General features: G+C 32.4%; 26 protein-coding genes and 2 pseudogenes. 19 read left to right on the top strand and 9 right to left on the bottom strand.

What is annotated here, in order from left to right:
• Positions 1-332: 332 nt before the first annotated feature.
• The 6 genes from dnaG to ABID96_RS14345 all read left to right on the top strand — a co-directional run bounded on the left by dnaG (position 333) and on the right by ABID96_RS14345 (position 6,480).
• Complete coding sequence (gene dnaG, locus ABID96_RS14370) at positions 333-2,141, top strand: DNA primase (RefSeq protein ID WP_192602626.1); 1,809 nt, start codon at positions 333-335, stop codon at positions 2,139-2,141.
• 29 nt (positions 2,142-2,170) lie between these two features.
• Entirely contained in the window at positions 2,171-3,289 is a 1,119-nt protein-coding gene (gene rpoD, locus ABID96_RS14365) for an RNA polymerase sigma factor RpoD (protein ID WP_087998883.1), read from the top strand.
• A 195-nt stretch (positions 3,290-3,484) separates the two neighbouring features.
• A complete protein-coding gene (locus tag ABID96_RS14360) occupies positions 3,485-4,021 on the top strand; it encodes a hypothetical protein (RefSeq protein WP_192602625.1) in 537 nt (178 codons plus the stop codon).
• A 161-nt stretch (positions 4,022-4,182) separates the two neighbouring features.
• On the top strand, positions 4,183-4,539 hold the full coding sequence (gene cccA / locus ABID96_RS14355; protein WP_192602624.1) for a cytochrome c550: 357 nt from the start codon (positions 4,183-4,185) through the stop codon (positions 4,537-4,539).
• 118 nt (positions 4,540-4,657) lie between these two features.
• On the top strand, positions 4,658-5,365 hold the full coding sequence (locus ABID96_RS14350) for a tRNA (adenine(22)-N(1))-methyltransferase (protein ID WP_192602623.1): 708 nt from the start codon (positions 4,658-4,660) through the stop codon (positions 5,363-5,365).
• Entirely contained in the window at positions 5,362-6,480 is a 1,119-nt protein-coding gene (locus ABID96_RS14345; protein WP_192602622.1) for a Nif3-like dinuclear metal center hexameric protein, read from the top strand. The genes ABID96_RS14350 and ABID96_RS14345 overlap by 4 nt, the downstream gene beginning before the upstream one ends.
• 33 nt (positions 6,481-6,513) lie before the next feature.
• On the opposite strand, the gene ABID96_RS14340 is transcribed toward ABID96_RS14345, so the two are convergent.
• Both ABID96_RS14340 and vrrA read right to left on the bottom strand, forming a co-directional pair.
• Positions 6,514-7,458 carry a 4-hydroxy-3-methylbut-2-enyl diphosphate reductase gene (locus tag ABID96_RS14340; RefSeq protein WP_087998888.1) on the bottom strand — a complete coding sequence of 315 codons (945 nt, stop codon included), beginning with the start codon at positions 7,456-7,458 and terminating at the stop codon, positions 6,514-6,516.
• Positions 7,459-7,541: 83 nt separating this feature from the next.
• The gene (gene vrrA / locus ABID96_RS14335; protein WP_192602621.1) at positions 7,542-8,312 is read right to left on the bottom strand and encodes a VrrA/YqfQ family protein; all 771 of its coding nucleotides are present in this window, start codon (positions 8,310-8,312) and stop codon (positions 7,542-7,544) included.
• A gap of 229 nt (positions 8,313-8,541) precedes the next feature.
• Between vrrA and ABID96_RS14330 the strand changes: the two genes are divergently transcribed.
• The 3 genes from ABID96_RS14330 (at position 8,542) to ABID96_RS14320 (ending at position 11,592) form a co-directional block, all read left to right on the top strand.
• Positions 8,542-9,849: a DEAD/DEAH box helicase gene (locus ABID96_RS14330; RefSeq protein WP_192602620.1), complete on the top strand. Its 1,308-nt coding sequence runs from the start codon at positions 8,542-8,544 to the stop codon at positions 9,847-9,849.
• Positions 9,850-10,186: 337 nt separating this feature from the next.
• Positions 10,187-11,080 carry a deoxyribonuclease IV gene (locus ABID96_RS14325; protein WP_192602619.1) on the top strand — a complete coding sequence of 298 codons (894 nt, stop codon included), beginning with the start codon at positions 10,187-10,189 and terminating at the stop codon, positions 11,078-11,080.
• A 170-nt stretch (positions 11,081-11,250) separates the two neighbouring features.
• Positions 11,251-11,592: a hypothetical protein gene (locus ABID96_RS14320; protein WP_192602618.1), complete on the top strand. Its 342-nt coding sequence runs from the start codon at positions 11,251-11,253 to the stop codon at positions 11,590-11,592.
• Positions 11,593-11,910: 318 nt separating this feature from the next.
• Here the strand turns inward: ABID96_RS14320 and ABID96_RS14315 are convergent, their stop codons facing one another.
• From ABID96_RS14315 to ABID96_RS14305, 3 genes are all read right to left on the bottom strand, one after another.
• The gene (locus ABID96_RS14315) at positions 11,911-12,210 is read right to left on the bottom strand and encodes a hypothetical protein (RefSeq protein ID WP_192602617.1); all 300 of its coding nucleotides are present in this window, start codon (positions 12,208-12,210) and stop codon (positions 11,911-11,913) included.
• Positions 12,211-12,321: 111 nt separating this feature from the next.
• Positions 12,322-12,573: a DUF2624 domain-containing protein gene (locus ABID96_RS14310; protein ID WP_192602616.1), complete on the bottom strand. Its 252-nt coding sequence runs from the start codon at positions 12,571-12,573 to the stop codon at positions 12,322-12,324.
• Positions 12,574-12,714: 141 nt separating this feature from the next.
• Positions 12,715-13,503, bottom strand: a complete 789-nt coding sequence (locus ABID96_RS14305; protein WP_192602615.1) for a YitT family protein — start codon at positions 13,501-13,503, stop codon at positions 12,715-12,717.
• 403 nt (positions 13,504-13,906) lie between these two features.
• Here ABID96_RS14305 and ABID96_RS14300 point away from each other — a divergent pair, with 403 nt between their 5' ends.
• The 3 genes and pseudogenes from ABID96_RS14300 to ABID96_RS14290 all read left to right on the top strand — a co-directional run bounded on the left by ABID96_RS14300 (position 13,907) and on the right by ABID96_RS14290 (position 15,951).
• A complete protein-coding gene (locus ABID96_RS14300) occupies positions 13,907-14,683 on the top strand; it encodes a metal ABC transporter ATP-binding protein (RefSeq protein ID WP_087998897.1) in 777 nt (258 codons plus the stop codon).
• Positions 14,684-14,686: 3 nt separating this feature from the next.
• A complete protein-coding gene (locus ABID96_RS14295) occupies positions 14,687-15,517 on the top strand; it encodes a metal ABC transporter permease (RefSeq protein ID WP_192602614.1) in 831 nt (276 codons plus the stop codon).
• A gap of 13 nt (positions 15,518-15,530) precedes the next feature.
• Positions 15,531-15,951: pseudogene (locus tag ABID96_RS14290) on the top strand (Fur family transcriptional regulator).
• 215 nt (positions 15,952-16,166) lie between these two features.
• On the opposite strand, the gene ABID96_RS14285 reads toward ABID96_RS14290, so the two are convergent.
• The gene (locus ABID96_RS14285) at positions 16,167-16,583 is read right to left on the bottom strand and encodes a VOC family protein (RefSeq protein WP_192602612.1); all 417 of its coding nucleotides are present in this window, start codon (positions 16,581-16,583) and stop codon (positions 16,167-16,169) included.
• A gap of 277 nt (positions 16,584-16,860) precedes the next feature.
• Between ABID96_RS14285 and ABID96_RS14280 the strand changes: the two genes are divergently transcribed.
• From ABID96_RS14280 to ABID96_RS14270, 3 genes are all read left to right on the top strand, one after another.
• Positions 16,861-17,316 carry a hypothetical protein gene (locus tag ABID96_RS14280; protein WP_192602611.1) on the top strand — a complete coding sequence of 152 codons (456 nt, stop codon included), beginning with the start codon at positions 16,861-16,863 and terminating at the stop codon, positions 17,314-17,316.
• Positions 17,317-17,535: 219 nt separating this feature from the next.
• Positions 17,536-18,006: a CarD family transcriptional regulator gene (locus tag ABID96_RS14275; RefSeq protein WP_192602610.1), complete on the top strand. Its 471-nt coding sequence runs from the start codon at positions 17,536-17,538 to the stop codon at positions 18,004-18,006.
• 171 nt (positions 18,007-18,177) lie between these two features.
• Positions 18,178-18,561: a hypothetical protein gene (locus tag ABID96_RS14270; protein ID WP_192602609.1), complete on the top strand. Its 384-nt coding sequence runs from the start codon at positions 18,178-18,180 to the stop codon at positions 18,559-18,561.
• A gap of 193 nt (positions 18,562-18,754) precedes the next feature.
• Here ABID96_RS14270 and ABID96_RS14265 read toward each other — a convergent pair whose 3' ends face one another.
• The gene (locus ABID96_RS14265; RefSeq protein WP_087998904.1) at positions 18,755-18,967 is read right to left on the bottom strand and encodes a hypothetical protein; all 213 of its coding nucleotides are present in this window, start codon (positions 18,965-18,967) and stop codon (positions 18,755-18,757) included.
• A gap of 155 nt (positions 18,968-19,122) precedes the next feature.
• Here ABID96_RS14265 and ABID96_RS14260 point away from each other — a divergent pair, with 155 nt between their 5' ends.
• From ABID96_RS14260 to ABID96_RS14250, 3 genes are all read left to right on the top strand, one after another.
• Positions 19,123-20,532 carry a SpoVR family protein gene (locus tag ABID96_RS14260; RefSeq protein ID WP_192602608.1) on the top strand — a complete coding sequence of 470 codons (1,410 nt, stop codon included), beginning with the start codon at positions 19,123-19,125 and terminating at the stop codon, positions 20,530-20,532.
• Between the two features lie 413 nt (positions 20,533-20,945).
• The gene (locus ABID96_RS14255) at positions 20,946-22,571 is read left to right on the top strand and encodes a M20/M25/M40 family metallo-hydrolase (RefSeq protein WP_192602607.1); all 1,626 of its coding nucleotides are present in this window, start codon (positions 20,946-20,948) and stop codon (positions 22,569-22,571) included.
• 49 nt (positions 22,572-22,620) lie between these two features.
• A complete protein-coding gene (locus ABID96_RS14250) occupies positions 22,621-23,091 on the top strand; it encodes a hypothetical protein (RefSeq protein ID WP_192602606.1) in 471 nt (156 codons plus the stop codon).
• Positions 23,092-23,147: 56 nt separating this feature from the next.
• Here the strand turns inward: ABID96_RS14250 and ABID96_RS14245 are convergent, their stop codons facing one another.
• Both ABID96_RS14245 and ABID96_RS14240 read right to left on the bottom strand, forming a co-directional pair.
• Positions 23,148-23,279, bottom strand: a complete 132-nt coding sequence (locus tag ABID96_RS14245) for a hypothetical protein (protein ID WP_377896908.1) — start codon at positions 23,277-23,279, stop codon at positions 23,148-23,150.
• A gap of 158 nt (positions 23,280-23,437) precedes the next feature.
• Positions 23,438-24,207 (bottom strand): annotated as a pseudogene (locus tag ABID96_RS14240) (arylamine N-acetyltransferase family protein).
• Positions 24,208-24,517: 310 nt separating this feature from the next.
• Here ABID96_RS14240 and ABID96_RS14235 point away from each other — a divergent pair.
• A complete protein-coding gene (locus ABID96_RS14235; protein WP_192602603.1) occupies positions 24,518-25,564 on the top strand; it encodes a sulfate ABC transporter substrate-binding protein in 1,047 nt (348 codons plus the stop codon).
• The last annotated feature ends 73 nt before the right edge of the window (positions 25,565-25,637 follow it).

Genomic DNA, 25,637 nt, shown 5'->3' with positions numbered 1-25,637 from the left:
CTTACGAATAAACTATGAATATGTGCTTCCTAGTTTATCGAAAGAAGGAAATAAAACTACATAAATCGATACATGTTTTGAAGGAATTAGCAAAGACATGTAGAAATTAATCATAAGCGATAAATAAATAGGGTTTTATAGAAACCAGAACTAGCAGTTGAATGCAATGCTTATGAACTACTGTAGCGCCTCTTTTTCAGACAATTAATAATACATATAAGACTTGAAATGATCAAATGATTTTTTAAGAAAAAAATATGAAAAAAATATTGTCGAAACTTGAAGGAATACAGCGAGTTTTATCGAATAAAATAGTATATGGAGCTGTCAATATGGGAAACAGAATTCCCGATGAACTTATTGAGCAAGTTCGTGAGTCAGTAGACATAGTTGATGTAGTGAGTGAATATGTTCCTTTAAAAAAACAAGGAAGAAATTATTTTGGCCTTTGTCCATTTCATGGAGAAAGCACACCATCTTTTTCAGTATCACCTGAAAAGCAGATTTTTCATTGTTTTGGTTGCGGTGCTGGTGGGAATTCAATTTCCTTTATTATGCAGCTTGAAGGTTTAAACTTTCAAGAATCTGTACAACAACTTGCACAAAAGGCAAATATCACTCTACCAACAGATGCGATTGACACTGTAAAAAATCCACAATCTACTGAGCAAGCGATCATGCATGAAGCTCATGAGTTTGTCAAAAAGTACTATCATCATCTATTAGTTAATACAGCAGAAGGTAAAGAAGCGTTAGAATACCTTATTAACAGAGGCATTTCTAAAGAAGAAATAAAGCATTTTGAACTTGGTGTTGCACTTGATTCTTGGGATGCTGTTACAAAGGTATTAGAAAAACGTGGATATTCCATGTCAATCATGGAAAAAGCCGGTCTTGTTGTTCGTAACGAGCGTGATGGGAACTATTATGATCGATTTAGAAATCGATTAATTTTTCCTATTCATAATCATCAAGGTAAGATTGTTGCATTTAGCGGAAGAATTATGGGTGAAGGTTCACCAAAATATTTGAATAGTCCGGAATCATCAATCTTCCATAAAGGGAAATTATTATATCATTTCTATCAAGCTAAAAACGTGATGCGTAAGCAGAACAGAGCAGTTTTAATGGAAGGCTTTGCCGATGTTATCTCTGCATATAAAGCTGGCGTCAATGACGCTGTTGCTACAATGGGTACTTCTTTAACAGAGGATCAAGCAAAAGTGTTAAAAACTTCTGTTGATCAAATTATCATATGCTACGATTCAGATCTGGCTGGTATAAACGCGACCGAAAAAGCAGCAAATATACTTCAAAAAGAAGGTTTTACAATAAAGGTTGCACAAATGCCAGATGGCTTAGATCCTGATGAATATATTAGACAATTTGGACCTGAAAAATTTAACTCCTCTATTATTGAAGCTAGTGTATCATTAATGAGTTTTAAAATGCAATATCATCGAAAAGGAAAAAATCTCCTAGATGAAACTGTTAAATTTCAATATATTAAAGAAATGCTTCAGGAAATTGCAAAATTAAGTCAACTCATTGAACAAGATTATTACTTAAATCAACTCTCAAAAGAGTTTTCTATCTCAATTGAAGTGCTTAAGAAGGAATTTGGACAATATAGTAATCAGGCAAATCGTATAACAAATGTAACAGAAGTAAAAACTGATATCAAACGAGATATATCTTCTAAAACACTTTTACCTGCACATGTAAGAGCAGAACAAACACTCTTAGCACACATGTTAAATAGCAGAGATGTGACCGAGAAGGTTAGACAGCAATATCAGGGTCTATTCTACAATAATGATTATTCCGAGATTATAATCCATCTTTATGCTTATTATGAAGAGGGCAATGAGTCTAATATTAGTAAATTTATGAATTACCTTCCTTCAAAAAGGTTACTTGAAGTAGTTTCAAAAATTGTCAATTTACAGATAGCACCTGAACTAACAGAGCGAGAGTTAAAGGATTATTTAGATGCATTAAACAACTATGATAAGCAACAACGTATACGTGAAAAAGAAATAGACTTGAAAAAAGCTGAACGTGAAGGAGATTTCGTGAAGGCTGCGACAATCCTCCAACAAATCACTCAGCTCCGGTCTAGTATGAAATATGTTAAATGATTCGCGAACTTTTCGAAGGAGGGGAACAAATGGCTGATAAATCGGCTCGTTCTAAAGATACGGAAACAGAAGTAACACTCGATCAAGTAAAAGCATTATTAATTGAAAATAGTAAAAAACGTGGTGTAATTACATATGAAGAAATTGCTGATCGTTTAAATGGTTTTGAAATTGATTCAGATCAATTAGAAGAATTTTACGAACAATTAGGTGAACAAGGAATTGATATTGTCGGTGATGCTGACGATGAGCCAAGAGGTGCTCAGTTAGAAAAAGAAGAAGAATTCGACTTAAATGATTTAAGTGTTCCTCCTGGTGTTAAAATTAACGACCCAGTCCGTATGTACTTAAAAGAAATTGGTCGTGTTGACTTACTTTCTGGACAAGATGAAATCAATTTAGCAAAACGTATTGAAGAAGGCGATGAAGAAGCAAAACGCCGCTTAGCTGAAGCAAACTTACGTTTAGTAGTAAGTATTGCAAAACGTTACGTAGGACGTGGAATGCTATTCTTAGACCTAATTCAAGAAGGAAATATGGGATTAATTAAAGCTGTAGAAAAATTTGATTACCGTAAAGGTTACAAATTTAGTACATATGCTACTTGGTGGATTCGTCAAGCGATTACTCGTGCAATTGCTGACCAAGCAAGAACAATCCGTATTCCAGTACATATGGTTGAAACAATTAATAAATTAATCCGAGTTCAACGTCAATTACTTCAAGATTTAGGTCGTGAGCCATCTCCTGAAGAAATTGGAGAAGAAATGGATTTACCACCAGAAAAAGTAAGAGAAATTTTAAAAATTGCTCAAGAGCCTGTATCACTTGAAACACCGATTGGGGAAGAAGACGATTCACATTTAGGTGATTTCATTGAAGATTCAGAAGCTACTTCTCCAGCTGAACATGCTGCTTATGAGATGTTAAAAGAACAGCTAGAAGATGTGCTTGATACATTAACTGACCGTGAAGAGAACGTACTTCGTTTACGATTTGGTTTAGATGATGGCCGTACTCGCACTTTAGAAGAAGTTGGTAAAGTGTTTGGTGTAACACGTGAACGTATCCGCCAAATTGAAGCGAAAGCACTTCGTAAGTTACGTCATCCAAGTCGTAGTAAACGATTAAAAGACTTCTTAGAATAGAATATTATAGAAAAGTTTGTCCAATTTTGGATAGACTTTTTTTATTTTCAATTGAATCAACTAGGCAAAATGGCTTATGAAGAAATTTGTCAAAACAAATCGAATGACCATACTCAAATTCCAATAAAAGTGATATTCTAATAACAAAGTGTGATTTTTCAGAATTTTTTCCAAGAAATCATTGGAGGATGCAATATGGATCAGCAACGAAAACAAATTATCATAAAAGAAATAAAGTTCTGGAAAGAAAATCGTATGTTACCAGAGCAATATTGTGATTATTTATTAAGTATTTATACTGAAGGTGAATTAAGGGATAATTCTCAAATTTTTGGTTATCATAAATTATGGGCACTCTTAGGAGTTTTACCATTATTAATGATTCCATTTGTCACCTATCTCCTATATTTTACAGAATTGTCTTTAAATTTGCAAATACTCATTTTCCTATCTGTTTTTCTTTTTTTAGGCATTAATGCAGTACTTTTGACATCAAAGCAGCTTATTTGGAGACATATTACTTATCTAGTCATTGCTATTATTTTTTTAGAACTAGTAGTTGAAGGAGTAGGAAGCTTTATCAATTTGTCTGCAATGGTAATGGGGATCATACTATTTGTAAATTGTACCCTGTGGATTGTAATTGGTTTCTTAAAAAAACTTACTTATTTCATTTATTCAGGGGTGAGCTTAATCATTTTATCTATTGCATATATTCTCTATATAATGTAATTCTTAAGTGTGGTATGGGTTTAAGTAAAATGTAATCGGTTAACTATTTTTAAAATTATCCAATATAATACTTTTTTTATTGTTTTTAATCGTATACAATAATAATGTTATAGTAATTAAATACTTTTTATTTTTTAAGGGGTTACATAAGGGGGATCATAATGAAACGAAATCCATTAATTCCTTTTGCTTTAATTGCAGCACTAGGAATCGCAGTAATGCTAATTATCTCATTAAAAGGGGCAAAACAAGCTGATGAGATAGCTAATGGTGGTAAGAAGGAAGAGCAAACTGCTTCTACTAAACCAGATGAAATATACGCTCAAACTTGTGTCAGCTGTCATGGTGACCAATTACAAGGTGCAGTTGGACCTAACTTAACAAAGGTTGGCGCTAGATACTCTGAAGATGAGATTAAAGCAATCTTACAAAACGGTAAAGAAGGCGGCATGCCAGCAGGTTTAGTATCAGGTGCACAATTAGATGCAGTTGCAAAATGGTTATCTGAGAAAAAATAATCATATTAAATGACCTTTTCTATATGGAGAGGTCATTTTTATTTGTTCAATATTAGGATTCTTACATGAATTAGTGTAAAATATTGTCATGAAAATAATATGAAATGGTGATTTTGTTATGAACGAAGTAAATTTATCAATGAGATTAAAAAGAGTTTTTGATTATATCCCAGAAGGCACTAGATTGGCTGATATCGGTTCGGATCATGCTTACTTACCTTGTTATGCTGTTTTAAATAAAAGATGTACATCGGCAATTGTAGGTGAAATAACAGAAGGTCCATTTAATTCAGCTCGTTCAACGATTCGTCAAAGTGGTTTGGAAGGTATTGTTGAAGCTAGAATGGGAGATGGATTGGAAGTTTTAACACCGAATGAAGTAGACGTTATTACAATTGCCGGAATGGGTGGTTCACTAATTGCAAGTATACTTGAAAAAGGGAAAGAGAAGCTTCAAGGTGTAGAAACCCTAGTATTGCAACCAAATATTGGTGCTTATCAAATCAGAAATTGGTTAGATCAAGAAGGGTATTCATTAATTAAAGAAGACATTTTAGAAGAAGATACGAAAATATATGAAATTTTGGTTGCCTCGAAATCAAGTACATATAAACCTTATTCAGATTCAAAGAATAAAGAAATGTTTATCGGACCGCATTTGATGCACAATCAAAATGACGTTTTTAAGAAAAGATGGAATCACGAGCTTAATAACTTTGAACGAATTCTTATTCAATTACAATCAGCAAAACAAACTGAAGAATCTATTCAAAAAATAAAAGAAATAAATCAAAAAATTGAATGGATAAATGAGGTGCTCGCATGAAATCTGTGAATGGCTATCAATTGGTTCAACAGTTTGAAGTGCTTTTTCCAAAACATCTTGCTGAAGAAGGGGACCCAAATGGTCTTCAAATTGGTACATTATCAAATCAAGTAAATAAAGCATTAATTGCGCTAGATGTTACAAAGGAAGTTGTAGAAGAAGCAATTTCAATTGGAGCGAATTTGATCATCGCACACCATCCAATTATTTATCGCCCATTAAAGAAAATTGTTACTGTTGGTGAAGCAGGTAAAATCATCGAATTATGCATTAAGCATGATATTGCTGTTTTTGCTGCTCACACAAATGTTGATATTGCCGAAGCTGGTGTTAGTGATTTCCTAGCTGAGGCATTGCAGTTGGAAAATACCAGCGTACTTGCACCTACGTATGTAGAAAAATTGGTGAAGTTAGTCGTTTTTGTACCCAAATCGCATGCTGAGGAAGTTCGCAATGCAATTTGTGAAGCAGGAGCAGGGCATATAGGTAATTATAGTCACTGTACGTTTAATGCAGAAGGTACGGGAACATTTTTACCATTAGCAGACACAAAACCTTTTATTGGTCAACAAGGTCAACTAGAGCAGGTAGGGGAAGTTAGAATAGAGACAATAGTTCCTGAATCAATTCTAAAAAAAGTTATAAAAGCAATGTTAAATGCACATCCATATGAGGAAGTAGCCTACGATACAATTCCTTTATTAAATGAAGGTAAAACATATGGTATTGGAAGAATTGGTACTTTGAAAGAAGAATGTACATTAGAAGAATTTGCTCATTATGTTAAAGAAAAGTTGGATTTAAAAGGTGTTCGTGTTGTCGGCAAATTAGGTGATAAAATCAAGAAGGTTGCAATCGTTGGTGGAGACGGTAATAAATTTGCATTCCATGCCAAACGACATGGTGCAGATGTCTATGTAAGTGGAGATATTTATTATCATGTAGCACAAGATTGGAAAATGGAAAATTTAAATATCGTAGACGCTGGTCACAATATTGAAAAAGTGATGAAAGAGGGCGTCAAAAAATTATTAGATAAGAAACTAATTGAAAATAATCTAAAATGTGAAATTGTTGCTTCAAAAATAAATACTGATCCATTTGTATTCATTTAAGAAAAAAACTCGCCCGTAAAAGGCGAGTTTTTATTATTCTTTTATTCTTACTTTTGGAAGAATGCGACTTAACTCCACATTAGAAGTGATATCCCATGTACTTTCATCTTTTGGGTCATAACGTTCTAAGAAGGCAATGACTTCACGGGTAATTGGTGTTGGAGTTGATGCGCCAGAAGTAACAGCGACTGTTTCAATACCATCTAACCAACTTAATTGAAGCTCAGTTAAATCTGAAATACGATAAGCTTTTGTACCTGCTATTTCATGAGAAACTTGTGCAAGTCGATTCGAGTTATTACTCATAGGATCACCTACGACGATTGTTAAATCAGCTTCCCCAGCACGGTCAGCAATTGCTTCTTGGCGTACTTGAGTTGCCATGCAGATTTCTTTATGAACATGAGCAGTTGGATATTTCTTAATTGCATATTGAATTAAATCGACAACATCCCATTGACTCATTGTCGTTTGATTCGTGATGATAATTTTATCAGTAGGAATAGACAACTCGTCAATATCTGATTTGTTTTGTATTAAGTGAACGATATCTGGGGCAATACCAACAGCACCTTCTGGCTCGGGATGCCCTTTTTTACCGATATAGATAAAGTGATATCCTTCAGCCATTCTATCTTTAATTAAGTCATGTGTTTTTGTTACGTCGGGACATGTTGCATCAATTGTTGTAAGTCCTTTCTTTATTGCTCTAGACTTTACTTCTGGAGAGACACCATGTGCTGTGAAAATGACAGTTCCTTTATCAATTTTATCAAGTATATCTAAACGACTTGGTCCGTCTAATGTGATGATTCCTTCTTCTTCAAATGCATCAGTAACATGTTTATTATGAACGATCATACCAAGAATATAAATTGGTCTAGGTAATGATGGATCCTTTGCAGCATTTCTAGCAATTACCATTGCATCTACAACTCCGTAGCAATAGCCTCGTGGGGTAACTTTTATAACTTTCATGGAGTAGCCCCTCCTTTATTATATTGTTGTACATTTTTTATTATAAAGGAGGGAGATAGAACTATACAAAGGAAAATGTCTATTTACATAAACAATTTTGGTTTTGGAGAATCATTTAAGACATTACTTTCTTGAATTTGCATCAATTCACTATCATCATTCATAATTGTTTTTTTTCTACTTCTTTTCTCTTTTGTGGGTGTTTGGACACTATTTTCGTTTTTAGTAGCTTTTTTTGTATCGCTTGGATCATCAGTATTTACTTCCTTAAAAATCTTATATAAAGATGGTAGGTTTTTTACAATTGGTCCGTATTGTTGAATCATTGGTGTAACTTGTTGTGCTGTTTGAACAGCTCTTTGCATATTGCCAATGATCCCAGTAATAGATGTGTCGCCGCCTAACACTCGAGATAAAAATCCCGTGCTACCACTTTCTTTTCTATCTGGTGGTTGACCTGTCATCGGATATTGACTCTGAACTGGTTGTTGGTGTTGAAGCATGCTGCTATTATGTGACTGAATAACAGGTTGATTTTGAAATGGCACAGATTGCAATAATTTATTTTGATTTACATATTGCTGATATGCATTTAATTGAGGTTGGGCTGTTGCTGGTTGCTGAAAATATCCTTGGTTTTGAGGATGGGACTGTTGCCCTCCTTGGAAATAGTTTTGTTGATATTGATGTTGTGGTGGTGGTTGTTGAAAATTTGGATATTGTTGATATTGCGGTCTCATACCGTATGGATTTTGCGTATTAGGGTAAGGCTGATGATAGCCATTAAAAGAGTTCGGTCCGTACATATTTTGCCCCTGTTGATTTTTTTTCTTGAATTTATCAAGTAATCCCATTTCTAACAAACCTCCTTTCAAAAAAGCATTTTATTACTTAGGCTATGCACTACTTTAAAAATGGTTAGTATAGGACAGTCTAAAAAATAAAATGATAATAAATAAGAAGATTAAAGAAAAATTAGCTATTCCATGTGAAACTATTGTATAATAGATAATTGTAGCTATTTCGAACTAGGAAATTGTTTCCTATATAACAAAGAAAGTCCAAATTAAGAAGGTGAATTATATGGCAGTATCATTTAAAGATTATCAATTAAAACCATTTATAATGGAAGCGATAGAAAAGAAACATTTTACAGGCCCGACAGAAATTCAACAAAAAATTATTCCACAAGTAAAAACTGGACGTAGTATTATCGGACAATCACAAACAGGATCTGGTAAAACACACGCATATTTAATTCCAACAATTAATACACTTGACCCAACAATTGATCAAGTGCAATTAGTTATCACTGCTCCAACGCGTGAATTGGCAACACAAATTTATAAAGATATTCAATCTATTATTGAATGTTGTCCAGATGATGCTCAATTAACTGCAAAGAATTTTGTAGGTGGAACAGACTACAAGCGTACGGTTGAAAAATTAAAGAAACAACCACACATTGTCGTTGGTACAACAGGTCGAATTAAAGATCTAGTTAATGATAATGTACTATTAGTGCATACATCTAAATACTTAGTAGTTGATGAAGCGGATTTAATGTTAGATATGGGATTTATCCATGATGTTGACCAAGTTGCATCAAAAATGCCTAAGAATTTACAAATGCTAGTATTTTCAGCAACAATCCCTGAAAAGCTAAAACCATTTATGAAAAAATACATGGATAATCCTGAACATATTCATATTAACCCGAAACAACTATCTGCTCAGCAAATTGAGCATATTATCGTTCCTAGTCGTCATAAAGACAAAGTGAGAATGGCAAAAGACATCTTAAATAGCTTCCAACCTTATTTAGCTATTATTTTTACGAATACAAAGAAAAAAGCTGAAGAAGTTGCATCTCAATTATCATCATATGGGCTAAAGGTCGGCCAAATTCATGGGGATTTAAGTCCACGTGAAAGAAAAAAAATGATGAAACAAATTCAAGACTTAGAATTCCAATATATTGTTGCAACTGACTTAGCATCTCGTGGAATTGATATTGAAGGCGTAAGTCATGTTATTAACATCGAATTACCTTCAGACTTAGATTTCTATGTACACCGTGTAGGACGTACTGGCCGTGCAAACTACTCAGGAACAGCCATTACAATTTACGACCAAGAAGATGAACAGGCACTAGACAAACTTCAAGATCGCGGCATCTCATTCGAACATCGCGAACTAAAAAATGGCGAATGGGTTGAACTAGGACCACGTGCAAAACGTAAACTACGCAAAAGAACAGACCGTAGCCTAGATGCTGTAGCAACAAAAGCCATCAAAAAACCATCAAAAGTAAAACCAGGCTACAAACGCAAACTAAACGAACAACGCGAAACATTCAAACAAAGAGTAAAAAAGAAAACTAGTAGGTAACAAGAAAAGTGGAACAAGCGCGTTTAGCTCTGAGAGGAATATCTCCATTAATCTGAAGAAGTGGTGGTTTTTCCATTTCAAAGATTAATGGAATATTACCGAAGAGCTAGCTTGTGGAGCTAGACAACAAGAAAAGCGGAGGCGACTGTTCAGCTCCGACAAGCATAAGACGAGTCCCATGAAACTGAACTTTGCCTCTTGCCGAGAAAAACAAGTCACCGAAAACTGGAAATAGACTATATGAATGAAGAGAGGCTCGATTAAAGCCTCTCTTTTTTCATTTTTGAATCATCGTGTTACAATGGAATGTATGAAGAAAAGCTAGGAGTGGACAAGTATGTTACGTATTGGATCTCATGTTTCAATGAGCGGAAAAAAGATGTTTTTAGCAGCAAGTGAAGAAGCAGCAAGTTATGGTGCGAATACTTTTATGGTATACACAGGAGCACCTCAAAATACAAGACGTAAAAAAATCGAGGATTTAAATATTGAAGCAGGATTAAAGCATATGGCTGAAAATGGAATTGCAGATATTGTTGTTCATGCACCATATATTATTAATATTGGTAATACAACAAACCCGGCAACTTATGAACTTGGTGTTGAGTTCCTACAAAAAGAAATTGATCGAACTGCCGCATTAGGTGCCAAACAAATTGTTTTACACCCAGGTGCTCATGTAGGTGCTGGAGAAGATGCAGGTATCGAGCGTATTATACAAGGTTTAAATGAAGTGTTAACGGCTGATACACCGGTTCAGATCGCCCTTGAAACGATGGCAGGGAAAGGTTCAGAATGTGGTAAATCATTTGAAGAAATTGCAAGAATTATGGAAGGGGTACACTTTAGCGATAAATTATCTGTTTGTTTCGATACATGTCATATTAATGACGCAGGTTATGATATCGTAAATGATTTTGATGGTGTACTTCAACAATTTGACCAGTTAGTGGGTATTGATAAATTAAAAGTACTTCACATTAATGACAGTAAAAACCCTGCTGGTAGCAGAAAAGACAGACATGAAAATATTGGCTTTGGTACAATTGGGTTTGACGCATTAAGTTATATTGTTCATCATCCACAGCTGACAGAAATTCCAAAGATTCTTGAGACTCCATATGTAGGTGAAGATAAAAATAATAAAGTAGCACCTTATAAATTGGAAATTGAAATGTTACGAAATAAGGAATTTAATGAAAATCTAATTCAACAACTTTTAAATTCATAATAACTAGCCCCAACTTTTTAAGCTGGGGCTTTTTTGTGTTATTTAAAATTTAAATTAATAAATGATTGCATATAAAAGATATAATCAATCGGTAAATGTAGTATATAAATAATATGAAGATAAGTTCAAATATGAAAATGAGGCAAAACAGATAACAAGGAGTGAAGACTTTGGAATTGAAAAATCCATACGTATTCCTTGGAAAAATCAAGCATATGAGTTCATTCGATGAAATCGCCTTATTTATTACTGAGGAAAAAAACAAACATATTAAAAACATCAAGCGAATTCGTTTCCTGTTATATTCGACAAGTGTCATATTTTTAACATCTTCTTTGATTGCTATCGGAAACCATAGAATTGGATGGTCAATATTCTTATTTAGTTCAACTTTTCTTTCATTACCATTTATATATATTGTGAATAAAAACAATCAGATCAATCGATTTGAATATGTATTGAAAGAAATAAAAAACGAAGAATTGAATCGAAATAGATATAAGAAAAAATAACAAGAAACTTTTTGCTATTGACACTTAGTCATCCAAAATAGGGTGACTATTTTTCTGTAAAAAAATCTTCAATGTTCCCATTAAAAGAGATCAAACTTTTGGGAATCAAAAGCGAATCTATTTGATTTATATAATAGATTTTGGTTATCTAAAACTTTTATATTGCATATGAATAGGACAATAGTAATTCAAAATTTAACTGCCAAGTAAGCAAATATGAGTTCCTAAGTTCATTCATGATGAAATCTATTAAAGTGAGACTGACATTTTCGAAAAAGACAAAAAAAACATAAGACCTAGGTCTTATGTTTTTACTATTTATAGCTCTGTTTCAATGATTTTCTTTAATTTACTATCTAAATGGGAGGCAATAATTTTTCCATCTTTGATCCTTTTAACCGTTACTACATTATTTATATGTTCTTCGTTTTGATCATCTAAAAATAATAATTTAATATAAACTAAATGTGCTTTGTCACGTTCGATTAAACTACTTGCAATTGATAAGGCTAGGTCATGACTTAAATCATCCAAATGAAACGCATGATTGTATTTGACCTCATCTTGTGTGTTCTTATCTAAATAAATAATCTCATAATGTAGTTCACGTAAATCCATCTTAATCCCTCTCATTTCGTTTTGAAATTAAATTGATGTAAGAGAATTATATGAGATACGAAATGAGTAGAGTTGTTAATTAGAGGTTTTTAATCAACATATTAACTTTGCTTAAGTTAACTTTTGAAAAATTGAATCAATCTGCTGTGCCGTTTGAGGTGAAGTGACATTCGCAATTTGTGCTAGTAGTTGTTTTCTTTGGGTTAAGTCATATATATTTACATTTTTACCATTTAATAAAGAAGCGACTTTAATCGCTTGATCTTGCGTAATTGATACTTGGTATTGCTGACTTAATTTTAATAATTCTTTCGGCGTAATACTATTAACTTTTTTATTAATGAGTGTCTGAATAATATTCATCATGATCCTCCTCTAGGTTGGTGTTATATTCATCTATTCATTTTATGATGAGAATCTCTATTTAATGAACTCTGAAATTGATTTTAGTAGCTCTTCAAATAGAAAAAAGCTTGAATTCATAATGAACTCAAGCTTTTTTGATTAGTGAATTGCTTTCTTTTTAAATTTCCCGCCTTTAACGTCAGCAATATTACCAATTGCCACAAAAGCATTTTCATCAAAATCTTCTACAATTGATTTTAATTTTGCTTCTTCTAATCGTGAAATGACTGTGAAAATAATTTTTTTATCTTCACCCATAAAACCACCTTCACCGTGGAAATATGTTACGCCACGGCCTAGACGGGCATTTAAAGCATCGCCAATTTCTTTATCATTATCACTAATAATCCATACTGACTTTGTATCTTGGAAACCTTCAATCGTAAGATCAATCGTCTTAAATGCTACGTAATAGGCAATTAGTGAGTACATTGCATTGTCCCATCCAAAAACGAAACCTGCACTACCAAGGATGAATACGTTAAATGCCATGACTACTTCTCCGATAGAAAATGGAGTTGATTTTGATAAAAGAATTCCGATGATTTCAGTACCATCTAGTGAACCACCATAACGGATTACTAAACCAACGCCGATACCTAACCCAAGACCACCAAATAAGGAAGCTAACAATGGATCTGCTGTTAAATGAGGAATGTCTTTAAATAAAGATGTAAATACTGATAACAAACTAATTCCAAATAATGTTGAAATTGCAAATGTTTTACCTATTTGTTTATATCCTACTAATACAAAAGGTAAATTTAAGATGAATAGAAAAATACCGAGATTAATCGAAGTAATATGAGAGAGGATCAAAGAGATACCTACAATTCCACCATCAATAATATCTGTTGGAATAAAAAATGCTTTTAAGCAGACTGCCATTAAAGCAGCTCCTAATGTAATGAAAAACCCCCGTTTAAAAATCTTGAAATTTGAAAGCCTTCGATGTGTGACTGCGTTCAAAAAACCACCTCTTTATCTATAGTTTTATAGATTAATTGTAACATATGTATTTTTTGTCACAAAATGAAAAGCCTTATAAATAAAGGTTTTTTTAAGAAACATTAAAATACACTTAAGTTTTAAGGTGTATTTTTAATGAAAATCTAATGAAAAAAAGTTCAATTTATACCTTTGAAAAAGTTCAAAAAAACCGTCAAAAAAGAGTACAAAAGAAAGAAGGAAAAATGCGAATGTTTCTTTGTTTACAAATAGGGTGGAATCTCTTATACTAAGAAATTGAACTACAAAACGTAATTATTCCTAAATAGATGAAGGTGTATAAATGAGTCAAAATATCATAAAGATAGAAGATTTATCTTATAGTTATGATCGTCAAAATGTTTTAAAAGATATAAATCTTCTAGTAAAAAAAGGAGACTTCTTAGGGTTAGTTGGTCCAAATGGGAGTGGGAAATCCACTTTACTTAAATGTATTCTTGGAATCCAGCAACCTAATCAAGGAAGCATAGAATTGTTTGGAACTGATATTCGTAAAATGAAGAATTGGGAAAAGATTGGTTATGTCTCTCAAAAGGCGAATAGCTTTAATTCGGGATTTCCTGCATCTGTATTTGAAGTCGTTTCACTAGGGCTAGTTAAAAAGTTAGGACTGTTTAATGGATTTAAAAACTCGGATAAACAAAAAGTTACTGAAGCATTAAAATCTGTAGGGATGAATGAATTTGCAAATCGAAATATTGGTGAACTTTCTGGTGGGCAACAACAGCGTGTTTTTATCGCAAGAGCTTTAGTAAGTAATCCTGAATTACTTATTCTAGATGAACCTACTGTTGGGGTAGATGCGGAAAATGTAGAGAGCTTCTATGAATTACTAAGTGATTTAAATACAAAATTAGGTATTACATTATTATTAGTCTCTCACGATATTGGTATTATTACTGATAAAGTTTCACATGTTGCCTGCTTAAATAAAAAACTTCATTTCCACGGAAGCAGAGAAAAATTTAAGGATGCTACTGAGAAAGATCTATCGATTTTGTATGGTCATTCAGTACATCTACTATCTCATAACCACGAACATGAAGAGGGGGAGAGATAGCTTATGATGGATTTTTTTCAATATGATTTTCTACGTAATACATTACTAACAGGTATGATTATAGGAATTATGGCTCCATTACTTGGAGTGTTTGTTGTGTTTAGAAGATTATCATTAATTTCAGATGCGTTAAGCCATGTGACACTATCAGGTGTTGCAGCAAGCTTATTACTAGAAAAGTATTTCTTTTCAAGTGGATTTATGAGTCCATTATTTATGGGGATGACATTTTCAGTCGCAGGTGCATTTTTAATTGAAAAATTAAGAAGTGTTTATAGACATTATCAAGAACTTGCCATTCCGATCATTCTTTCCGGTGGTATGGGATTAGGCGTGATCTTAATTTCGTTAGCAAATGGGTTTAATACGGATTTATTTAGTTTCTTATTTGGAAGTGTAAGTGCAGTCTCTGGGCAAGATTTAATGACTGTCATAATCATTGCAATATTTGTTGTCATTTCAATTATCGTACTGTATAAAGAATTGTTCTTATTATCATTTGATGAAGAATACGCTGTTGCATCGGGTATAAATGCAAAATGGATTCACTATTTATTTATTTTATTAGTAGCATTGGTCGTTTCTGTTTCAATGAGAGTTGTAGGGGTCTTATTAGTTTCTTCGCTTATGACATTACCCGTTGCAGCCAGCATTCGTATTGCAAAAGGATTTAAACAAACAATCATCTATTCCATTATTTTTGGAGAACTATCGGTTGTTGCGGGAATATTCCTTTCATACTTTTTAAATTTAGCGCCGGGTGGTACAATTGTGATCCTGCAAATCCTTATTCTTATTTTAACGTTAGGTTGGAAGAAATTAAGAACGAGATAAAGGTAGTGATTAAATGAAATTAGCAGATGCATCAAAATTATTAAAAGATCGAGGCTATAAAAATACTCCTAAACGATATGATATGCTTGAATATATTTTTAGACAAAATAAATATGTAACGGCAAGAGATATTCAATTTGCATTAAAAGATAAATACAAAGGACTCAGCTTTGATACAATTTATCGTAATTTAAACCACTTTTGTAGATGTAGATGTAGTGGAAGTAACTGAATTGGACGGGGAGAAGCGATTTAGATCAAAATGCGCTTCTGCTGAGCATCACCATCATTTTATCTGTTTAGACTGTGGAAATACGAAAAGTATTCATGGTTGTCCAATGGAGAATATCCCTGTTGATTTACCAGGTTATAAAGTACAAAGCCATAAATTTGAAATATATGGACTATGTCCGGATTGTAATGTAAATTTATAAATTGAATTTCCATTTATTTACCTTTATTGTAAGAAATAAATAAAACAATCATATATTAAAAAAGAAAATAGCCTTGTCTAATGATTCATAAGACAAAGCTATTTTCTTTTTTGTATGTAAGGTATAATACTTGTTTAATAAAATGGGATACATAAAAAGATGGAAAAATTGATTCATGAAACTAATAAAACAAAGGAATCACTTCCTTGAAGGAATTATTGATTACCTTCTGTGAAAACTTGGAATAATACACCAAATTTGTCTACAACTTTTCCATATGCAGGACTAAATCCAGTATCTTGAAGTGGGAATTCTACTTGCCCACCTTTAGATAAACCTTCAAAAATATGTCTTGATTTTTCGATGTCATTTGTAGAAATACAGATTGTAACTTGATTACCCGTTTGATGAGGATATCCTGGGTATGTATCAGATAACATTAGGTTTGATTCGCCAATTTGAAGACATGCATGCATAATCAGATCCTTTGCATCAACAGTATTTGGTGTATCAGCAAAATCTCCATAAGTTTGACTGAATTGAATTTGAGCGTCTAACGTTTCTTCGTAAAACTTTATTGCTTCCTTTGCATTACCATCCATAATTAAATAAGGGATTAATTTAACTGTCATTTTATTTAGCTCCTCGAATATCAATTTTTTTATTTAGCCTACCTGTTTACTTGAACCCGATTTTTCATCAAATTACTATCCACAAAACCATTATAAAATAAGAACGTACGTTTGTAAATGATGGTTCTCCATTTACTCTCCGACAAAATGCAAGAACTTTTGTTCTTGTCGAAATCACACCTATCAATCCTAAAGGAGAAATTCATCAATTGTTGAATAGTATGGTTTAAGGCAAAAAGTTTTAAGGAATATACTTTGCCTAGGAGGATGGGGGTTAATGGATAAACTCAAAAAATATAGAAGATATGTATTACTTTTATTTTGTATTATTTTTCTTTCATATATTGGCCTATTCTCTGATCCACTTCCTAATGTATTTCAAAAAATAAGTGCAGGTACTTTTTTTATCAGCTTAATCCTTTGTCTAGTGATTGTTACAAAGGGTGTTATACAATTTAGCCAAAAAATAGGAAAATTTGCATATTTCCTTGTAATGATTAGCATACTAGGGGCGATCTTTGCCTTTTCAATTCATACCATTGATTTAATTGAACTCATTGCATTATACACGTACTATATAAGTTTGTTAGCAAGTCTAATTGCTGGTGTCGTTGCGATCGTAAAGGAAGAAAAAGGGTTAGCAAAATTATCAGGTTTTATTTTGTTATTATGTATCGGCATGATTATTGTATGTACTTTTATTGCGTATAATATTAGTAATGGTGGATTCTAAATCATTTTAAATTGTAAGAAACATTTCAAAGAACATTATCTTTTAGATAAGATAATGTTTTTTATTTTAGTTTAAAGTTGTTCAAAGGAAAACGTTTATTTTATAAAAAACAAAAAAGCTATTGACAACATTAGTTTCGTTTTGATAAAATAATTAATTTGACAAATTTTAAATTCGTGTTATGCTTGAAAGAGTTGTTATTAATGGGGGTGGAGTATATTGTTTGAAATTGGCGATAATATTGTTTATCCAATGCAAGGAGCAGGTGTTATTGAATCCATTATTGAAAAAGAAATTCAAGGTGATGTACAACAATATTTTGTCATTAGATTGATGATTAAGAAGATGGAAGTAATGATTCCAATTTCTAGAATGGATCAATCAAAAATCCGTTTAGTAGTTAATTCACAAACGCTTGAGGATGTATTACAAATTTTTCATAATGGACAATCTGATTTATCTCTTCCATATAAAGAAAGATTTAAAATGAATACTGAGAAAATGAGAACTGGTAGTATTAAAGATGGCGCAGAGGTTGTACGAGATTTAATGCGAATAGATAAAGAAAAATCACTCAACTCAAGTGAAAAGCAAATGTTAGGAAACGCTAAGAAAATCTTGATCAGTGAGCTTGAGTTAATTAAAGGAATTACTGAAACTCAAGCAAAAGAATTGTTATTACAAAATTAATGAATTGAATTAAAATAATGATAATCTAAACTTTTTCCTCGAATTAACTATACATTTTGTACCTCTTTTACATCTCAAAAATGATTCAAATAATATATCCAATAACGAAACAAAACCTGCAAACGTAATAGAAATAATTAAATATAATCAAAATTAAAGGTGGGATTGTTATTGAATATTCAAGTATACATTCACAATAATGGTAATCTATTAAAGAAAGATAAAGATAATAATATTAGGCTGTCGTCTGAAAGTCATAAAAAACTATTTAAAGCATTTGGGTTAAATCATAATCACTATAAAAAACATGCTGTATATCAACATTTAAAAGATAATTATACATGGATACTTCTTGCTGGGGGAGAAAACCCAACTGCCAAACAAGATCAAGATGGAACCAATAAAGATGATGACAATCCAGAAATGGATGGTGTACAACAATCATTTTTATACGAAGATCTAGTCGATAAAAGACTTCACGAAAAAACATTTTTAATTGAAGAACTAGCCTTTAATGAAGGGCATAATATTTATCGTATTACAGAAGTAGATTGAGTCAAATAAATAGTCATTCAAAACTTTACTTTTTTAAAAAGTAAGGTTTTTTTGTGTTTAGTGTGTTTTGTAAATATTATTGCTTTTGAAAGCAAAGAGTAGTCAAGATTTTGATTGGAGGTGATTGACTCCTATGGGAGAAGACGGGACAGGTGAGGAGCTCGCAAATAGTGTAAACAAAAAAAACATCCAATTAATTGGATGCATATTTCAATATACCGCTTAGAAAAATTGCTTGCTCTAACTGTTTACATTCTTTTAATTTAATAAATCCTTCTTGTTCTAATTCTTTAGCGTATTCTTGAATTTTCATTTTTTCATCCTGCAAGGAATAATCAATACTGATTGAAAAAAAATTTCCTCTAGTAGCATTTCGAAGGTTTTTCAATAGAATCATTTTGCTCATTTATACATCTCCCTTCTGCAATACTTAATTCGACATAAAGAAGCTGTTTACCTCTATCAGAACAAATAAAACAAAAGGATTCAATTTATTTTTGCATAGCATATATTGACAAAATTTTTCATACATTGGCTATACACAAGGTAGGAGGAAAAATAATGGAATCAAGCAATTTTCGTGCACTGGAATATGCAATAGAAGAAATTACTGAAATAGCAAATGGTTTTGGATTAGATTATTTTCCAATGAGATATGAAATTTGCCCTGCTGATATTATTTATACATTTGGTGCCTACGGAATGCCGACAAGGTTTACTCATTGGAGTTTTGGAAAACAGTATTACAAAATGAAGCTACAATATGATTTTGGACTAAGTAAAATTTATGAACTAGTTATTAATTCGAATCCATGTTTTGCCTTCTTACTAGATACAAACAGTCTGATTCAAAACAAATTAATTGTAGCTCATGTACTAGCACATAGTGACTTTTTTAAAAATAATGTTCGGTTTAGTAATACGAGACGAGATATGGTCGAGAGTATGGCGGCAACTGCTGAGCGAATAAACGAATATGAGCATAAGTTTGGGAAAAAAATAGTTGAGCGTTTCATTGATGCGGTCCTTGCTATACAAGAACATATTGATCCCTCAATTATTAGGAATCAATTGCCGTGGACACTGCAGGATGAAGATGAAAAGTTGCCCCAACGAATTGGTCCTTACGATGATTTATGGAAATTAGATGAAAAGAAAAATAGTGATGTTCATATTAAACCAATTAAAAAGAAATTTCCACCTAAACCTGAAAAAGATCTTTTGCTTTTTATTCAACATTTCAGTCGAGAATTAGAAGAATGGCAAAGAGATATATTGACGATGTTACGAGAAGAAATGCTCTATTTTTGGGCGCAATTAGAAACGAAAATTATGAATGAGGGATGGGCGAGTCTGTGGCATCAGCGCATTTTAAGAGAACTAGATTTAACATCAGGTGAGTCAATTGAATTTGCAAAATTGAATGCTAGCGTTGTACAGCCCACAAAAACCAGATTAAATCCATATTACTTTGGATTAAAAATGTTTGAAGATATAGAAGAACGATATAATAATCCGTCCGAAGAAATGAAAAAAAATGGTGTGAAAATTGGTTCCGGATCTGAAAAAATTTTCGAAGTACGTGAAATAGAATCGGATACTAGCTTCATTAGAAACTATATAACAAAAGAGTTTGTTATGAGAGAAGATATGTACTTGTTTAAAAGAGATGGGAAAGATTATAAAGTTAGTGATAAAAGTTGGGATAAAGTACGTGATCAGCTAGTGAACATGCGTACGAATGGTGGGTATCCATACATTACAGTGGACGATGGTGACTATTTGAAGAATGGTGAATTATATTTAAAGCATGGATATGAGGATATTGAACTTGAAGTGAAATATTTAGAAAAGGTTTTACCATATATTTTCCAATTGTGGGGAAGGACAATCCATTTTGAAACGAAAATGGATGGTAAAGAAGTTTTATTTAGTTATGACGGGAAGAGTGTGTATAAAAGAAATCTGTAAACCACCTATTGATAGGTGGTTTTTTAATTCGTCATAAAACATCATGATAAGAGGGTTTTTACATACAAGTCTAGAAAATAAAACTATATTAACTGAACATTAAAATATAAAAAAGTCAGTTGATATGACAGTTTGTTTTATCGATTATATTTCGATTCATTATAATTGGTATGAAAGGTGCGAAGACTCCTATCGGAGATGCGGGAAACTTGAGACCCCAGAGGTAAAGCAAGGTAGGGCTGCTAAAACCACGACGTTCTGTCGTAACACATGCATGAGATCCAGAGGATCAGGGGCGTCACGCCCCATGGAAAGCGAAGTACCTGGAATGGAAATCAACATTCTTTTTTTTTCAGTGCCTATAAAATAAAAGATCGGACACTAATTGCATCATCATAATAGGGGGAATTGTAATGAATAACTTAAAATGGGGTACACCTGAGGACTTGAAAAATTTACTAATTAAACTAGTAAGCTGGAAGAGTATGACTTTGACTGAAGGAGAGCGCCAATTTTCATTTAAGCTTCAAGAAGAGTTATTTGAATTGGATTATTTTCAAAAATATCCAAAGTATTTGTCCCTTCATGACACTGATTTAGGGCGAAAATATGTAACGGCTCTGTATAAACATCCCGATGCAAAGGAAACGATTTGTTTAATCAGCCATTTTGATACTGTAAACACTGAAGAATATGGTGATTTTGAAGCGTTAGCAACCGAACCGGAAGAATTAACTAAGGTATTTGCAAATCAGTTAAATGAATTTACCGAAGAGGTACAAAAGGATTTATTGTCTGGTGAATATTTATTTGGTCGCGGAACAATGGATATGAAAATGGGACTAGCAATGCATATGAGTCTAGTTGAGAAAGCGACAGTAGAAAATTGGCCGATTAACTTGCTTCTTCTAACTGTTCCAGATGAGGAAGTGAATTCTGCCGGAATGCGATCTGCTGTAACAACACTTCATTCAATGAAAGAGGAATACGGCATAGAATATAAGTTATTTTTAAATGGAGAACCTGTATTTTCACAAGAACCAGGTGATCCGAAATATTATATATATTCAGGAACAATTGGAAAGATCATGCCTGCTGCTCTTTTTTATGGAAAGGAAACTCATGCTGGTGAACCACTTAGTGGCTTAACTTCACCATATATTGCATCATTTTTGACAAAAAAAATGGAGTGGAATATGAAATTTCAAGAAACTTCTTTTGGTGAACATACACCATTGCCAGTTACGTTACAGCAAAAAGATTTGAAATTAGAATATTCTACGCAAACACCATATAGGACAGCTGCACTTTACAATGTATTTTTAATGAAGCGAAATGCTGCTGAAATTATGGATCTGTTTGAGCAAATTTCAATCGAAGCAGCTAATGAATGTAATGAAGAATATAAGAAAGTATGTAAAATACATAATGTAAATCCGATTGGAGAAGTAAGTGTAACACGATATAGTGAGTTACTGACTTATGCCACAAATAAGTATGGTACTGAGTATGTTGAGAAAATAAAAAAAGAAGTTCAAAGTCGTGACGATTGGGATGACCGTGAGAGATCATTCCGGATTGCCGATAAATTGATGATTCAATGTCAAGAACTCGCACCGACAATGATTATTTTATTTGCTCCACCATATTATCCTGCAGTAAATTCTACTGGAAATGAACTGGTTGAACAGTGTATTGATTTTGTAACTGAAAAAGCATTAGAAAAATGTGATCTAACAGTAAAAAGAATCCACTATTTTAATGGTATTTGTGATTTGAGCTATGTAAATTATTCAGATACAGATGAGGGCTGGACTTCATTTGAGGTGAATACACCTGTATGGGGTGATTCCTATACTTTACCTTTTGACATCATGAAGAAATTAGATGCACCAGTTTTAAATATTGGACCATTCGGTAAAGATGCACATAAACGTACAGAGCGGGTACATATGAAAAGTGCTTTTGTAGAAGTACCAATGATAGTTGAAGAAATGATTTGTAAAATTAGTAAAGAGTTATTACACCTAAAAGATTAAAATTGTAGTAAGAATCATATAATGTTCTAAATGTGAAAGTAGGTGTTATGTGAATAAGAGACTATTAGTGAGTATGATCATCATTGCGATACTTTTAATCTATGTCTGTTATTCTAATATCTCTTACGTGACTGGGAAGCCACCAAAAATGAAAGTATTTGTAAGTAATCAAATGTATAATACGAAATTAGGGACATATTGTTGGAAAGGTTTAATGAGCCATAAATGTGTAGACAAAGCTGGAGCAATTGAACTTTTAAAAGAAGAAGAACCGATAGTTGTTCAGCCCAATGAAAAAATTGAAATTAGAGTAAAGTCCAATTTGAGGCCTGATGAATATAATCTGACTGTTTTGAATGAGGAAGCGGAAAAAAGTGTAAAAATCAAAAAATATATATTTTCAGCACCAAAAGAAAAAGGGATTTATTATTATGCTTTTAGTGCATGGTGGATGGATGAAAATAGACAAAATATCTCAAATGGAGATGCATATTATGCATTTGTATTGAAAGTGGAATAGGGATTAGAGTAGAAAATCAGAGAAAAAACCTTCAGATAAATTGAAGGTTTTTTTGATTAATATTCTATTTCTTCATAATCTTTAGGATTGGGTGTTGGTGTATTATTTTTAGAAGCATCATTTATTTTACTTATTTCATCTTCTCTTCTTTCGTTAATAAATGGTTGGTTTTTTCGCTTTTCTTCCATATTCATCCTCCTCACAATTTTAACTTTAATATGCTTCATTAAGTATAGTTTTACTCAAGTTTTAGCATTTAGTTTAAATGTAAGTAGGTCGAAATAGATTTTTCTTTCAATTGAGCATTGGTTGTGTGCATTTATGCTCTCAAAGCGAGTGAAATCTTTTACTCATTTTTACATGACTTAGATGGTTGGAAAATGTCATTGTATATTTTGAGCCACTCTTCCTCGGAATCAAATTCTGTAATCGTTACAATATGATTTTTCGTTATTTTTAATTGATGATCTGATAAAGTAATTCGTCCGTCATTTGTTAACCGATTAACAATTTTATTTTTTGTAAAAATGGTTTCTTTACTAGTTTGATAATATAAGAATTGCTCTTCAAATTGATGTAATTGTTTAGATTCAGTAGAAATGAATAATAAATCCTTCCAAATCAATTCCTCTAGCTTTTGAAGTATATATGTCGTATCTGTGATGTTGATTACACGATAAGCGCCATTTGAGTCAGAATATTCATGGTTATGTTCCAATAATATTGGTTCTAAAAAACCTCCACCGACACCAACATCAGCTAAATACAAGTATCCTTCAATTCTCACAATTAATGCTAGATGTGAAAAATCTGGATTCCATTCTTGTTTTTCATCATTCCAAAATTTTGCAGACACAGTTTGTACGTTGAATCCTAGTTCAATTAAAATGTTGGCAAGCATGTATTCGTTTCAAAACAAATTCCACCGCGATTCTTCTGAATAATCTTGTTCATTATAAAAGTAGGCTCCATACTAAGTGGTTCACGATTTATAATATCAAGATTTTCAAAAGGTACTGTTAGTAAATGAGACTTATGTATTTCTTTCAATGCTTCAAATGAAGTTGATGTTGGTTTTTTGATACCGATGTGCTCGAAATATCTTTCGATATCCATTTCATACCTCCTCGTGAACAAGTTGTTTAATGATAAATTATATAGAGTATACAATGACTTAGAAATGAAATGTTGCAAAATGAAAAATTTTTTTAATTATCTAAAAACATAGTTGACACATGGGAATACTCTGTTTATGATTAAGCTATTAAATAAATATATGGCTGATTGGAAGACCAAAGGCCCTTAACTATTCAATATAGTTAAGGGTCTTTTTGCATTTGCGCCTTAAAAGGGGAGATTGATATGTGTTGAAGGTCAAAAAGGTGCAACGACATTAATTAGTACTGGAACTTGAGAGGAGAAAAATATGAGCGCAAAAAAATGGTTAATCAGTTCAACAATAGCGGTAGTTGTTATACCAGGTATTTTATATACAACATTAAAAGATGATAAAAAGGCAGTAAATACAACAGCTGATTCTAAAAACATTGAAATTTTAAATGTATCCTATGATCCAACTCGTGAACTTTATGAAGAAATTAATAAATCTTTTAGTAAAAAATGGAAAAATGAACACGATCAAACGGTAACAATTAAACAATCACATGGCGGTTCTGGGAAACAAGCTAGAGCGGTTATCGATGGATTAGATGCTGATGTTGTTTCATTGGCACTTGGGTATGATATTGATTCGATCAATGAACAAGCAGAATTAATTTCTCCGGATTGGCAAAGTGAATTTGCATATAATTCTACACCGTATACTTCAACAATTGTTTTTTTAGTAAGAAAAGACAATCCAAAGAGTATTAAAGATTGGGACGATTTAACAAAGAAAGGTATTGAAGTTATAACGCCAAATCCGAAAACATCTGGTGGTGCGAGATGGAATTACTTAGCTGCATGGGGATATGCAGAAAAGAAATTTAACGGAGATGAGCAGAAGGTAAAAGAATTCATTGCAAAATTATATAAGAATGTACCCGTTTTAGATACTGGTGCGCGTGGGTCTACGACAACATTCGTTGAAAAAGGAATTGGTGATGTTTTAATAGCTTGGGAGAATGAAGCTTTACTTTCTGTTAAAGAGTTAGGAGAAGGAAAGTATGAAATTGTATATCCTTCAATTAGTATTTTAGCAGAACCACCAGTCGCGATTGTTGATAAGAATATTAAAGATGATGATACAAAGAAAGTTGCGGAGAGTTATTTAAATTACTTATATAGTGATGAAGGTCAACAAATCATTGCAGAAAATTATTATCGACCAAGAAACCAAGAAATACTTACAAAATACAGTGATCAATACCCAACGATACCATTATTAACGATTGACAAGGACTTTGGTGGTTGGAAAAAAGCACAATCCACGCATTTTAGTGACGGCGGAATTTTTGATCAAATCTATCAATAAACTAATAGACTTTTTAATTAAATTAAAAAAAGTTTAGTAGAATTCAAAAATAAAGAATGCTCCGAATTTGATG

This window comes from Gottfriedia sp. OAE603 (genome assembly GCF_040543965.1).
Classification (GTDB): domain Bacteria; phylum Bacillota; class Bacilli; order Bacillales; family Bacillaceae_G; genus Gottfriedia; species Gottfriedia solisilvae.
This window is presented reverse-complemented; position numbering and strand designations above follow the sequence as displayed.